This is a genomic window from Sphaerisporangium viridialbum (assembly GCF_049674955.1).
GTDB lineage: Bacteria > Actinomycetota > Actinomycetes > Streptosporangiales > Streptosporangiaceae > Sphaerisporangium > Sphaerisporangium viridialbum.
The window spans coordinates 3687695-3700000 of record NZ_CP187232.1; the positions used below are offsets into that span (position 1 = coordinate 3687695).

General features: G+C 71.3%; 11 protein-coding genes (1 of these 11 running past the window's edge). 10 read left to right on the forward strand and 1 reads right to left on the reverse strand.

Translation table 11 applies throughout. The features are described 5' to 3' along the window. Nucleotides 1-85 precede the first annotated feature (85 nt). Complete coding sequence (locus ACOZ38_RS16215) at nt 86-1759, reverse strand: class I adenylate-forming enzyme family protein (RefSeq protein WP_424531536.1); 1674 nt, start codon at nt 1757-1759, stop codon at nt 86-88. 188 nt (nt 1760-1947) lie between these two features. Between ACOZ38_RS16215 and argC the strand changes: the two genes are divergently transcribed. From argC to tyrS, 10 genes are all read left to right on the forward strand, one after another. Beyond that, complete coding sequence (gene argC / locus ACOZ38_RS16220) at nt 1948-2970, forward strand: N-acetyl-gamma-glutamyl-phosphate reductase (RefSeq protein WP_424531538.1); 1023 nt, start codon at nt 1948-1950, stop codon at nt 2968-2970. A gap of 40 nt (nt 2971-3010) precedes the next feature. Then, a complete protein-coding gene (gene argJ, locus ACOZ38_RS16225; protein ID WP_424531540.1) occupies nt 3011-4162 on the forward strand; it encodes a bifunctional glutamate N-acetyltransferase/amino-acid acetyltransferase ArgJ in 1152 nt (383 codons plus the stop codon). Continuing rightward, entirely contained in the window at nt 4159-5079 is a 921-nt protein-coding gene (gene argB / locus ACOZ38_RS16230) for an acetylglutamate kinase (protein WP_424531541.1), read from the forward strand. Before argJ ends, argB begins: the two co-directional genes overlap by 4 nt. Then, on the forward strand, nt 5076-6266 hold the full coding sequence (locus tag ACOZ38_RS16235) for an acetylornithine transaminase (RefSeq protein ID WP_424531543.1): 1191 nt from the start codon (nt 5076-5078) through the stop codon (nt 6264-6266). Before argB ends, ACOZ38_RS16235 begins: the two co-directional genes overlap by 4 nt. Next, nucleotides 6263-7207: an ornithine carbamoyltransferase gene (gene argF, locus ACOZ38_RS16240; RefSeq protein WP_424531545.1), complete on the forward strand. Its 945-nt coding sequence runs from the start codon at nt 6263-6265 to the stop codon at nt 7205-7207. Before ACOZ38_RS16235 ends, argF begins: the two co-directional genes overlap by 4 nt. After that, nucleotides 7204-7719, forward strand: coding sequence for an arginine repressor (locus ACOZ38_RS16245; protein WP_424531547.1), 516 nt, complete (start codon nt 7204-7206; stop codon nt 7717-7719). Before argF ends, ACOZ38_RS16245 begins: the two co-directional genes overlap by 4 nt. 101 nt (nt 7720-7820) lie before the next feature. Beyond that, nucleotides 7821-9020, forward strand: a complete 1200-nt coding sequence (locus tag ACOZ38_RS16250) for an argininosuccinate synthase (protein WP_405147703.1) — start codon at nt 7821-7823, stop codon at nt 9018-9020. A gap of 80 nt (nt 9021-9100) precedes the next feature. Next, complete coding sequence (gene argH / locus ACOZ38_RS16255) at nt 9101-10543, forward strand: argininosuccinate lyase (protein ID WP_424537022.1); 1443 nt, start codon at nt 9101-9103, stop codon at nt 10541-10543. After that, nucleotides 10525-11175 carry a DNA-3-methyladenine glycosylase gene (locus tag ACOZ38_RS16260; protein WP_424531549.1) on the forward strand — a complete coding sequence of 217 codons (651 nt, stop codon included), beginning with the start codon at nt 10525-10527 and terminating at the stop codon, nt 11173-11175. The genes argH and ACOZ38_RS16260 overlap by 19 nt, the downstream gene beginning before the upstream one ends. A gap of 122 nt (nt 11176-11297) precedes the next feature. Beyond that, nucleotides 11298-12306, forward strand: partial view of a tyrosine--tRNA ligase gene (gene tyrS, locus ACOZ38_RS16265; protein WP_424537023.1) — the 5' portion only. Its footprint extends 260 nt past the window's final position; only the first 1009 of its 1269 coding nucleotides appear in the window; the start codon lies at nt 11298-11300; the stop codon falls past the right edge of the window.

The window sequence follows — 12306 nt, forward strand, 5'->3', positions numbered from 1 at the left end:
AGGGACCGGAAGAAGGAGATCCGTCGGGGAGCCGGCCGCCTCCTTCGTGGGACTTCAGAGCCCGAGAGTCTCCTTGCGTGGGACCTCACAGGCCCAGGGTCTCCTTGCGGAGGTGGGTTTTGAGGATTTTCCCGCCGGGGTTGCGGGGGAGTTCGGCGTCGCGGAACCAGAAGCGGACCGGGATCTTGAACGGGGCCAGCGCCCCCCGCAGGAACTCCCGCAGCTCCTCCGTGGTCGCCGGCACGCCGGGCTTGAGCCGGACGACCGCGCCTACCTGCTCGCCGAGCTCGTCGTCCGGGATCCCGATGACCGCCGCGTCGTCGATGGCGGGGTGCTCGAACAGGGCCGCCTCCACCTCGGCGCAGTAGACGTTCTCGCCGCCCCGGATGACCATGTCCTTGGCCCGGTCGACGATGTAGACGAAGCCCTCCTCGTCCACCCGCGCGAGGTCGCCCGTGTGCAGCCATCCGTTGACGAACGTCTCCGCGGTCGCGTCCGGGCGGTTCCAGTAGCCCGTGATCACGTTGGGGCCGCGCATGCACAGCTCGCCCACCTCGCCCACTGGCAGCTCGTTGCCGAGCGGGTCGGAGATCCGCACGTCGCAGACCGCCAGGGGCAGGCCGATGCTGTCGGGCTTGGCCAGGTACGTCGGCCCGCTGTTGTAGATCGCGAGCGCGGTCGTCTCCGTCATGCCGTACCCGTTGGACGCCTGCCGCTGAGGCAGCTGGTCGTTGATGCGCTCAAGCAGCTTGGGCGGGGCCGGCGCGCCGCCGTAGCTCACCCCGCCGAGGCTGGAGATGTCGTACTTGCCGAAGTCCGGATGCGACAGCAGCTGCCAGGCGTTGGTGGGGACTCCGGTGAGGATCGTCACCTGCTCGCGCTCGATGAGCTGAAGTGCCAGCCCCGGGTCCCACTTGTACATCAGCACCAGACCGCCGCCGGTGAACATGGTCGCGGTCATGACCGCGAAGCAGCCGGTGACGTGGAACAGCGGCACCGAGAGCAGGGTGATCCGCCGGGTGCTCACCGCCGAGGCCGGGTCCTTGCCCGCCATGGCCACGCTGCGCAGCAGGGCATAGGCGACGGTCATCGGCGACTGGCCGAGGTTGCGGTGGCTGCCGAGCGCCCCCTTGGGACGGCCGGTCGTCCCGGACGTGTAGAAGATCGTCGCCGGGTCCTCGGCGTCCAGCTCGACGGCAGGCAGCGCCACGCCGGCACGTACCTCCCCGAGGACCTCGGCGAACTCCCGGGCCCCGGGGGGCAGCTCGCCGGTGGTGCGGGTGACGATCAGGGGGACGTCGGTGTCCGCCAGCCGCTCGGCGCGCTCGCCGTCGACGACGGCGACCTTGGCGCCCGAGTCCGTCAGGCCGTACTCCAGCTCAGGGGTGGTCCACCAGGCGTTGAGCGGTACGGCTATCGCCCCGATCGCGAGCGTCGCCGAGAACGCGACGATCCACTCGGGGTAGTTGCGCATGGCGATGGCGACCCGGTCGCCCTTGGTCACCCCGAAGTCCTCGACGAGTCGCCCGGCCAGCGTCGCCGCCCGCCGGTAGTGCTCCTCGTAGGTGATCCGCTCGTCCTCGTACACGAGGAACACCTTGTCGCCGTGGAAGCGGCTGTTCTCCAGAAGGGCCCGGAAGGTCGCCGGGGCGTGCTTCCAGGTCCGGAGCCTGGTCCCGCGGATCTCGACCTCGTCCATCTCGAAGAGCTGGCCCGGTCCGGTGAGTTGTGCCTGGACCTGGTCGTTCGTGACAGTCATGCGCGGTGACTCCCGGGGTGAGTAGGTGCCGTTGCCAAGTGACGATACCGACCGGTAGGTACGGACAACAGAGGCTCGTTCCAGACCGCCGCGCCGAGCACGCTCGCTTGCATGAAGATGCTTGGGCGTGCATACTTTCTCTATATAGAAATCATGAGGGCGAGTGCATGAACATGCGAGGTGGGTCGATGAGGGCGGCGGTCGCCGGAGCCAGCGGGTACGCCGGGGGCGAGCTGCTGCGCCTTCTCCTCGCCCACCCCGCCATCGAGATCGGCGCGCTGACGGCGGGTTCGAGCGCGGGCGGCACGCTCGCCGCGCACCAGCCGCACCTACCCGCCCTGGCCGGCAGGGTCATCGAGGAGACGACCGCCGAGACCCTCGCGGGCCACGACGTCGTCTTCCTGGCCCTTCCGCACGGCCAGTCCGCCGCCGTCGCCGAGCGGCTCGGTGACGACACGCTCGTGGTCGACTGCGGCGCCGACTTCCGGCTGGAGGACGCCGCCGAGTGGGCCCACTTCTACGGCGGCGCCCACGCCGGCACCTGGCCGTACGGGCTGCCCGAGCTGCCCGGCCAGCGTGACCTGCTGCGCACCGCCAAGCGCATAGCCGTGCCCGGCTGCTACCCGACCTCGGCCACCCTCGCCCTGTTCCCCGCGTTCGCCGCGGGCCTCGCCCAGCCCGACGTCGTGGTGGTCGCGGCCAGCGGCACCTCCGGCGCCGGCAGGTCGCCCAAGCCGAGCCTCCTCGGCAGCGAGGTGATGGGCTCGGTCAGCGCCTACAGCGTCGGCGGCACCCACCGCCACACCCCCGAGATCGCGCAGAACCTCTCCAAGGTCGCGGAAGGCCCGGTGAAGGTCTCCTTCACCCCGATGCTGGCCCCGATGAGCAGGGGCATCCTCGCAACCTGCACCGCTCCCGCCGTCCCCGGCCTCACCGCGACCGCGCTGCGCGAGGCGTACGAGGCGGCGGTCAAGGACGAGCCGTTCCTGCGGCTGCTGCCCGAGGGCACCTGGCCCGCGACGGCCATGACCCTCGGCGCCAACACCGCCGCGCTCCAGGTGACCCTCGACGAGCGGTCCGGGCGCGTCGTCGCCGTCGTCGCCATCGACAACCTGACCAAGGGCACCGCGGGCGGGGCCATCCAGAGCGCCAACCTCGCCCTCGGCCTGGCAGAAGAACTCGGCCTTCCCCTCAATGGAGTCGCCCCGTGAGCGAGCGCAGCCAGACAACACGGATCCCAGGAGGGCACGCGTGAGCGTCACCGCACCCCTCGGCTTCCGCGCGGCAGGTGTCGCCGCGGGCCTCAAGTCACGTGATACCCGCGACGTCGCGATCGTCGTCAACGACGGCCCCTCACGGGCCGCCGCCGGGGTCTTCACCCGCAACCGGGTGAAGGCCGCCCCGGTGCTCTGGTCCCAGCAGGTGCTCGCCGGCGGCAGGGTGAGGGCGGTCGTCCTCAACTCCGGCGGCGCGAACGCCTGCACAGGCCCCGACGGTTTCCAGGACACCCACGCCACCGCCGAGAAGGTCGCCGAGCTCATCGGCGACTCGGCCGGTGAGGTGGCGGTCTGCTCCACCGGGCTGATCGGCGAGCGGTTGCCGATGGACCTGCTGCTCCCCGGTGTCGAGACCGCCGCCGCCCAGCTGTCCAGGGACGGCGGTCTCGCCGCCGCCGACGCGATCCGCACGACCGACACGGTCACCAAGATCTCCTTCCGCAGGGGAGAGGGCTACATGGTGGGCGGCATGGCCAAGGGCGCGGGCATGCTCGCGCCGGGCATGGCCACCATGCTCAGCGTGATCACCACCGACGCCGACGTGCCGGCCGAGGAGCTCGACCGGGTGCTGCGCAGGGCCGTCGGCGTCACGTTCGACCGGCTCGACACCGACGGCTGCATGTCGACCAACGACACCGTGCTGCTGCTCGCCAGTGGAGCCTCCGGCGTGAGCCCCGACCCGGCCGAGTTCGAGAAGAAGGTCACCGAGGTCTGCGCCGACCTGTCCAGGCAGCTCCTCGTCGACGCCGAGGGCGCCACCAAGGCCATCGCGATCGAGGTCGTGGGCGCCGCCCGCGAGGACGACGCCGTGACCGTCGGCAGGGCCGTCTCCAGGTCCAACCTGCTCAAGTGCGCCATCCACGGCGAGGACCCCAACTGGGGCCGCGTCCTTTCCGCCGTCGGCACCACCGACGCGGTCTTCGAGCCCGACCGGCTCAACGTCGCCATCAACGGCATCTGGATCTGCCGGGGCGGCGCCGCCGGGGACGACCGCGCCAAGGTCGACCTGCGCCCCCGGGACGTGACGATCACGATCGACCTCTCGGCCGGCCCGCACTCCGCGACCGTCCACACCACCGACCTCACCGCCGAGTACGTCCACGAGAACTCGGCGTACTCGACATGAGCGCGGGGCTGACACCCGGCGCGGGACCCCAGGCGCACGCCAAGGCGGCCGTCCTCATCGAGGCCCTGCCCTGGCTCGAGCGCTTCCGCGGCCAGATCGTCGTCGTCAAGTACGGCGGGCACGCCATGGCCGACCAGGGCCTGCGCGAGAGCTTCGCCGACGACATGGTGTTCCTGCTGCACGCGGGCCTCAAGCCCGTCGTCGTGCACGGCGGCGGTCCCCAGATCAACCGCCACCTCGACAGGCTCGGCATCGAGAGCAGCTTCACGGCCGGGCTCCGGGTGACCACGCCCGAGGCGATGCAGGTCGTGCGCATGGTGCTGGTCGGCCAGGTCAACCGCGACGTCGTCGGCCTGATCAACCGCCACGGCCCGTTCGCCATCGGCATGTCGGGCGAGGACGCCCACCTGTTCACCGCCGAGCGCAAGCACGCCGAGGTGGACGGCGAGAAGGTCGACATCGGCCAGGTCGGCGAGATCGTCAGGGTCGAGGCGGGAGCCGTCCAGGCGCTGCTCGGCGACGGGCGCATCCCTGTGGTGTCCTCGATCGCGCGCGGCGAGGACGGCGAGATCTACAACGTCAACGCCGACACCGCGGCCGCGGCGCTCGCGGTCGCGCTGAACGCCGGCAAGCTCGTCGTGCTCACCGACGTCGAGGGCCTGTACGCCGACTGGCCGGCCTCCGGGGACGGCTCCGCCTCCGAGGTGATCAGCCGGCTGACGGCCGGAGAGCTCGCCAAGCTGCTGCCCGGCCTGTCCAGCGGCATGGTGCCCAAGATGGAGGCCTGCCTGACGGCGGTCACCGGAGGCGTGCCGCAGGCGCACGTGCTCGACGGCAGGGTGCCGCACTCGGTGCTGCTCGAAATCTTCACGGACGAGGGGATCGGAACCATGGTCGTGCCCGAGGTGGACTCATGACCGGCGCAGGGTCGCTCACGGAGCGCTTCGAGGCCGCGTTCATGCCGAACTACGGGGTCCCGCCCGTGGCCCTGGTACGCGGCGAGGGAGCCTACCTCTGGGACGCGGACGGCGTGCGCTACCTCGACCTGATCGCGGGCATCGCGGTCAGCTCGCTCGGCCACGCGCACCCCGCCCTGGTGGAGGCCGTGTCCCGGCAGGTGGCGACGCTCGCGCACACCTCCAACCTGTTCGTGAACGAGCCCGAGGTGCTGCTCGCCGAGCGCCTGCTCGGCCTGCTGAAGGCCCCGGGCCGCGTCTTCCTCGCCAACTCCGGCACCGAGGCGAACGAGTGCGCGCTCAAGCTCGCCATCAAGTACGGCAGGAGCACCGGCAGGAAGTACTTCATCGCCGCGGACAACGGTTTCCACGGTCGCACGCTCGGGGCGCTCTCGCTGACCGGCAAGGCCTCCATCCGCGACCAGTTCGGGCCGTTCCCGCTCGATGTGCGCTTCGTCCCGTACGGCGACGCCGACGCGCTCAAGCAGGCCATCACCCAGGACTGCGTGGCGGTGTTCCTGGAGCCCACGCAGGGCGAGGCGGGCGTCGTGCCGCCCCCGGCCGGCTACTTCACCGCCGCGCGCGAGATCTGTGACGCGGCCGGGGCGCTGCTGGTGCTCGACGAGATCCAGTCGGCGATCGGCCGCACCGGGCACTGGTTCGCCCACCAGCACGACGGCATCGTCCCCGACGTGCTGACCCTGGCCAAGGGCCTGGGCGGCGGCATGCCGATCGGCGCCTGCGTCGGCTTCGGCGACGCGGGCACGCTCTTCGCCAAGGGCGACCACGGCTCGACCTTCGGCGGCAACCCCGTGTCCGCGGCGGCGGCTCTGGCCGTGATCGACACCATCGACCGCGACGGCCTGCTCGGCCAGGTCCGCACGACCGGGCAGCGGCTCCGCGACGGCATCGCCGCCATCGGCCATCCGCTGGTGGCCGGGGTGCGCGGCCGGGGGCTCTGGCTGGCCGTCGTGCTCACCGCCGACCGCGCCGCCGACGTCCAGGCCGCCGCCCAGCGGGCCGGGTTCCTGGTCAACGCGGTGCAGCCCGGCGCCGTGCGCATCGCTCCGCCGCTCCTGATCACCACGGAGCAGGTCGACTCCTTCCTCCAGGCCTTCCCGGCGATCCTCGCGGAGGTGGCCCCGTGAGCCCGCACGGTGGCGCCCCGGGAGCAGTCCGGCACTTCCTGCGGGACGACGACCTGAGCCCCGCGGAGCAGGCCGAGGTGCTCGACCTCGCCGAGGCCATGAAGAAGGACCGGTACGGCTACCGTCCGTTCGAGGGCCCGATGACCGTCGCGGTGATCTTCGACAAGCACTCCACCCGCACCCGCATCTCGTTCGCGGTCGGCATCGCCGAGCTGGGCGGCCAGCCGCTGATCATCGACGCGGGCAGCTCCCAGATGGGCAGGGGAGAGCCGATCGAGGACACCGCCCGCGTCCTCGAAAGGCAGGTCGCCGCGATCGTGTGGCGCACCTTCGGCCAGGAGCGCGTGGAGGCGATGGCCTCGGCGTCGTCGGTGCCGGTCGTCAACGCGCTGACCGACGAGTTCCACCCCTGCCAGATCCTCGCCGACCTGCTCACCGTGCGGGAGAAGCGAGGCACACTCGCCGGTCAGACGCTCACCTACCTGGGCGACGGCGCCAACAACATGGCCCACTCCTACCTGCTCGGCGGCGCCACCGCGGGGATGCACATCCGCGTCGCCGCGCCCGCCGCGTACCAGCCGGACCCGCTGATCCTCAACCGCGCGGCCGAGATCGCCGCGTCGGCCGGAGGGTCGGTCACTGTGCTGTCGGACGCGGCCGTGGCCGCCGCCGGCGCCCACGTGCTGGCCACCGACACCTGGGTGTCGATGGGCCAGGACGGCAAGGACGAGCGGGTCGCCGCGCTCATGCCGTACCAGCTGAACGCCGGGCTGCTCGGCCTGGCGGCCCCCGACGCGACGGTGCTGCACTGCCTGCCCGCCTACCGCGGCCTGGAGATCACCGCCGAGGTGCTGGACGGCCCGCGCAGCGTAGTCTGGGACCAGGCGGAGAACCGCCTGCACGCCCAGAAGGCCCTGCTCCACTGGCTGGTGGCGCGATGACCATCCCGCTGACCAAGGCCGGAAGGCTCGCGAAGATCGCCGATCTGGTGAACCGCCACAAGGTCAAGTCACAGCCCGAGCTCGCCAGGCTGCTGGCCGAGAGCGGAGTCGAGGTCACCCAGGCCACGCTCTCGCGCGACCTCGACGAGCTGGGCGCGCTGAAGCTGCGGGCGGACGACGGCTCGCTGGTGTACGCGCTGCCGGGCGAGGGAGGCGCGCGCATCCCGCTGACCCGCATGGGCGCCGGCGAGAGCCCGGCTGCCCGGCTGCGACGGGTCGCCGAGGAGCTGCTGGTCTCGGCCGAGGCCTCGGCGAACCTCGTGATCGTGCGCACCCCTCCGGGGGCCGCGCAGTTCCTCGCCTCCGCGCTCGACCACGCCGACTGGGAGGCGATCCTCGGCACGGTCGCCGGCGACGACACGATCCTGGTGATCAGCCGGGATCCCATGGGCGGGGCTCATCTCGTGGAGTCCCTGCTCAGACTGACCGATCGACGTAGTCAGCCCGTGTGAGCCGGGCGTCCCGCGATCATGCGGGCCAGTTTCAGAACCCGAGCGAACCGGGCGTTCCCCGCAAGCCACTACGAAATTCCTTTTCCTGGGAGAGCAGAGCAATGACTGACAGGGTGGTACTCGCCTACTCCGGTGGCCTCGACACGTCCGTGGCCATCCCCTTCCTCGCCGACCAGACCGGCGCCGAGGTCATCGCCGTGGCCGTCGACGTCGGCCAGGGCGGCGAGGACATGGAGGTCATCCGGAAGCGCGCCATCGACTGCGGCGCCGTCGAGTCGGTCGTGGTGGACGCCCGCGAGGAGTTCGCCGCCGACTTCTGCGTGCCGGCGCTCCAGGCCAACGCCCTCTACATGGACCGCTACCCGCTGGTCTCCGCCCTGTCCCGGCCGCTGATCGTCAAGCACCTGGCCGCCGCCGCCAAGGAGTTCGACGGCACCCACGTGTCGCACGGCTGCACCGGCAAGGGCAACGACCAGGTCAGGTTCGAGGCCGGCCTCGCCGCGCTGAACCCCTCGCTGAAGGTCATCGCCCCCGCCCGCGACTACGCCTGGACCCGCGACAAGGCCATCGCCTTCGCCGAGGAGAAGGGCCTGCCGATCGACGTCAACAAGAAGTCGCCGTACTCCATCGACCAGAACATCTGGGGCCGGGCCGTCGAGACCGGGTTCCTGGAGGACATCTGGAACGCCCCGATCGAGGACGTCTACTCCTACACCGCCGACCCGTCGCAGCCGCGCGAGGCCGACGAGGTCGTCATCACCTTCCAGGCGGGCGTGCCCGTGGCCCTGGACGGGCGTTCGCTCACCCCGTTCCAGATCATCGCCGAGCTCAACCAGCGCGCCGGCGCCCAGGGCGTCGGACGGCTCGACATGGTCGAGGACCGCCTCGTCGGCATCAAGTCCCGCGAGGTGTACGAGGCTCCGGGCGCGATCGCCCTGATCACCGCCCACATGGAGCTGGAGAACGTCACGGTCGAGCGCGACCTCGCCCGGTTCAAGCGCTCGGTCGACCAGCGGTGGGGCGAGCTGGTCTACGACGGCCTCTGGTTCTCCCCGCTCAAGGACGCGCTCGACACCTTCATCGCCGACGCGCAGAAGTACGTCTCCGGCGACATCCGCATGACCCTGCACGCCGGACGGGCCGTCGTGACCGGCCGCCGCTCCGAGGCTTCGCTGTACGACTTCTCGCTGGCGACCTACGACACGGGCGACGCGTTCGACCAGTCGCTCGCAAAGGGCTTCGTCCAGCTCTGGAGCCTTCCCTCCAAGATCGCCGCCGCCCGGGACGGTCGTCTCGGCTGACGAGGCCCATTTGGGCTAGGGTCGCGGATTGAGCGTTGGAACTGGGGAAGAGGAGAACGGTGGCTGAGGGTGGCAAGCCCATGCGGCTCTGGGGTGGCAGGTTCGAAGGCGGTCCGGCGGACGCGCTGACACGGCTGTCGGTCAGCGTGCAGTTCGACTGGCGGCTCGCGCCGTACGACCTGCTGGCGTCACGGGCGCACGCCCGGGTGCTCCACCGCGCCGGGCTGCTGAGCGAGGCGGAGCTCGAGCGCATGCTCGGAGCCCTGGACGACCTCGAACAGGCGTGCAAGGCCGGTGACTTCCGGCCCGCCGTGGCCGACGAGGACGTGCACACCGCTCTCGAGCGCGGGCTACTGGAGCGTCTCGGCTCGCTCGGCGGCAAGCTGCGCGCCGGCCGCAGCCGCAACGACCAGGTGGCCACCGACCTCCGGCTCTACCTGCGCGACCACGTCCGCTACATCGTGTCGCGGCTCGTCGAGCTGGAGACGGCCCTGATGAGCCAGGCCGAGGAGCACGCGTCCACCGCGGCCCCCGGCATGACCCACCTGCAGCACGCCCAGCCGGTGTCGTTCGGGCACCAGCTTCTCGCGCACGTCCACGCGATCGCCCGCGACGTCGACCGGCTGCGCGACTGGGACCGGCGCGCGGCCGTGTCCCCGCTCGGCGCGGGCGCGCTCGCGGGCTCGTCCCTGCCCCTGGACCCGCAGGCGGTCGCCGAGGAGCTGGGCTTCGACTCCGCCGCGCCCAACTCCATGGACGCCGTCGCCGACCGCGACTTCGCCGCCGAGTTCCTGTTCTGCGCCTCGCTGATCGGGGTCCACCTGTCGCGGCTGGGCGAGGAGATCGTCCTGTGGGCCTCGCAGGAGTTCCACTGGATCGAGATGGACGACGCCTACTCCACCGGATCGTCGATCATGCCGCAGAAGAAGAACCCCGACGTCGCCGAGCTGGCCCGGGGCAAGTCCGGCAGGCTCATCGGCAACCTCATGACGCTGCTGACCACCCTCAAGGGCCTGCCGCTCACCTACAACCGCGACCTGCAGGAGGACAAGGAGCCGGTGTTCGACTCGGTCGACACCCTGCTGCTGGTCCTGCCCGCCGTCTCCGGCCTGGTCTCCACGATGCGGGTGAACACCGCCCGCCTCGAGTCCTCCGCGCCCGACGGCTTCGCCCTGGCCACCGACCTGGCCGAGCTGCTGGTGCGCAGGGGGGTGCCGTTCCGCGACGCCCACGAGGCGGTCGGCCACCTCGTCGTGTGGTGCCAGGTCAACGACACCACCTTCGAGAAGCTCACCGAGGACGATCTCGCCAAGATCTCCCCGCACTTCGTGGGGACCCCCGGCGGGCCGGCCGTCCCCGGCGACGAGGGCGGCGTGCCGGGCACCCTCGACGTGCTGAACGTCCAGGGCGCGCTCGCCTCGCGCAAGGCGTACGGAGGCACCGCGCCCGACCGCGTCCGCGACCAGCTGACCGCCCTGCGGGAGATCGTCGACGGCCAGGCGGCGTGGGCGAGCGGATCCTAGACCGGCGGTTCTTCGACCGGCCCTCACCGGAGGTGGCGCCCGCCCTGCTCGGGCGGGTCCTGCGGCACGGGCCGGTCGCGGTGCGCCTGACCGAGGTGGAGGCGTACGGCCCGCCCGGTGCGGACCCCGCGTCCCACACCTACCGAGGGCGCACCCCGCGCAACTCCGTCATGTTCGGGCCGCCCGGTCACCTGTACGTCTACTTCACGTACGGCATGCACTTCTGCGCCAACATCGTCTGCCTGCCCGAGGGGATGGGCTCGGGGGTGCTGCTGCGCGCCGGCGAGGTGATCGAGGGGGCCGAGGTCGCCCGCACCCGCCGCCACCGGCCCAGTACGGCCGCACCGCTGACCGGCCGCGGCCAGACCATCCCCGAGCGCGACCTGGCGCGCGGCCCCGCGCGACTGGCCGTGGCGCTGGGCGTGGGCAGGGAGCACAACGGGCTCGACTGCTGCTCGGGCTCCCTGGACCTGCGGATCCTCGAAGGCGACGCCGTGGACCCCGCGCTGGTCCGCTCCGGCCCGCGCACCGGCGTCTCCACCGCCGCGGACACCCCCTGGCGCTTCTGGATCGACGGCGACCCCACCGTCTCGCCGTACCGCAAGCACGTGCCCAAGACGCGTCCGAGCTGACCCGCCATCGTGATCACGAGGAACGGCTTTCAAGTGGCGGAGTGGTGCGATGATCGGGCAGGCTGTAAGGCAAGGCGAAAGCCGTACATGTATCCGTCGAACCAACCATGAAGGCCAGGATCGTGACCGACATCCTCGATGACCTTGCGTGGCGCGGCCTGATCGCGCAGTCCACCGATATCGACACCCTGAGGGTGGCGATGGCCGAGGGTCCGATCACGGTCTATTGCGGGTTCGACCCCACAGCACCGTCGCTGCACGTCGGCAACCTCGTCCCGCTCCTCACGCTGACCCGCATCCAGCGGGCAGGGCACCGGGCCATCGGGCTGGTCGGCGGAGCCACCGGCCTCATCGGCGACCCCAGCGGCAAGAGCGAGGAGCGGTCGCTCAACTCGGCCGAGGTCGTCGCCGAGTGGGTGCGGCGCATCCGCGTCCAGGTGGAGAAGTTCATCGACCTGTCGGAGTCCTCCGGTTCCGTCCTGGTGAGCAACCTCGACTGGACCCACGGCCTGTCGGCCATCGACTTCCTCCGCGACGTCGGCAAGCACTTCCCGGTGAACCGCATGCTCGCCCGCGAGTCGGTCTCGGCGCGCCTCGGGGGGGAGGGGCTGAGCTACACCGAGTTCAGCTACCAGATCCTGCAGGCCAACGACTACCTGGAGCTCTACCGCAGGCATGGCTGCACGCTGCAGATCGGCGGCAGCGACCAGTGGGGCAACATCACGGCGGGGTGCGACCTGATCCGCCGTGTCGAGGGCGGCCACGTGCACGCGCTGACCGTACCGCTGATCACCAAGGCCGACGGCACGAAGTTCGGCAAGACGGCCGGCGGCGCCGTGTGGCTCGACCCCGAGCTGACCTCGCCGTACGCCTTCTACCAGTTCTGGCTCAACTCCGACGACCGTGACGTCGTGAAGTTCCTGAAGATCTTCAGCTTCAGGTCCAGGGACGAGATCGAGGCGCTGGAGAAGAGCGCGTCCGACCGCCCTGCGGCCCGTGAGGCGCAGCGGGCGCTGGCGGAGGAGTTCACGACCCTGCTGCACGGGGCGGAGGAGTGCGCCGCGGTGATCGCCGCATCGGGCGCGCTGTTCGGCCAGGGCTCGCTGGAGGAGCTGCCGGAGCGAACGCTCG